General features: G+C 67.1%; 1 protein-coding gene. It reads left to right on the top strand.

The annotated features are described in order from the left end of the window. On the top strand, nt 1-1,154 hold a 1,154-nt coding region (locus A5753_RS02265; RefSeq protein ID WP_231989969.1), incomplete at both ends, for a condensation domain-containing protein.

The following is a 1,154-nucleotide window of genomic DNA, read 5'->3' on the forward strand; positions in this document are numbered from 1 at the left end:
CGGCACAGTTTCGATCTGAGCAGCGAGATCTTGTTGCGGGCCACACTGTTTCGCCTCGGCCAAGACGAGCATGTGTTGGTGGTGGTGGTCCACCACATCGCCGCTGATGGCTGGTCGATCACCCCGCTGGTGGCCGATCTGGGCACCGCCTATGGCGCCCGGTGCGCCGGCCACGCCCCGGATTGGGCGCCGTTGCCGGTGCAGTACGTCGATTACACGCTGTGGCAACGGGCCAGTTTCGGGGACCTTGAGGATCCGCACAGCCGCATCACCGCCCAGCTGGACTACTGGCAACAGATGCTGGCCGGAATGCCCGAGCGGCTGGCGTTGCCCACCGATCGGCCCTATCCGGCGGTGGCCGATCAGCGCGGGGCCAGCGTGACGGTGGACTGGCCGGCCGGGTTGGCCCAGCAGATCGCGCGGGTGGCCCGCGAACACAACGCGACCAGTTTCATGGTGATGCAGGCGGCCCTGGCGGTGTTGCTGTCCAAGCTCAGCGCCAGTTCCGATGTGGCCGTGGGATTTCCGATCGCCGGGCGCCGCGACCCCGCACTGGACGAGCTGGTCGGGTCGTTCGTCAACACGCTGGTGCTGCGCGTGGACGTGTCCGGTGATCCGACGGTTGCCGAACTGTTGGCTCAGGTGCGCCAGCGCAGCCTGGCCGCCTACGAGCACCAAGACGTGCCGTTTGAAGTGCTGGTGGAGCGGCTCAACCCCGCCCGAAGCCTGAACCATCATCCCCTGGTGCAGGTGATGTTGGCCTGGCAGAACTTCGCCGGCGATCCCCCGGCGGAATCGGCTTTGGGCGACCTGCACGTAACCTCGCTGCCGGCGGACACCCATACCGCCCGCATGGACCTGACGTTCTCAGTGGGGGAGCGTTGGAGCGACGTAGGCGATCCGGCCGGCATCGGCGGGATGGTCGAGTTTCGCACCGATGTGTTCGATGCGGCCAGCATCCAGCTACTGATCGAGCGGTTGGGACGGGTGCTGGGTGCCATGACCGCCGACCCGGCGCGACGGCTGTCCTCGATCGATGTGGTCGACGAGGCCGAGCACGTCCGGATCGAGGCTTGGGGTAATCGGGCGGTGTTGGCTCGGCCCGATTCGACTGTGCGGGTGTCGATTCCGGCGTTGTTCGGTGCGGATGTGGC

It is taken from the genome of Mycobacterium sp. 852002-51971_SCH5477799-a (assembly GCF_001667145.1).
In the GTDB taxonomy this organism is placed as follows: domain Bacteria; phylum Actinomycetota; class Actinomycetes; order Mycobacteriales; family Mycobacteriaceae; genus Mycobacterium.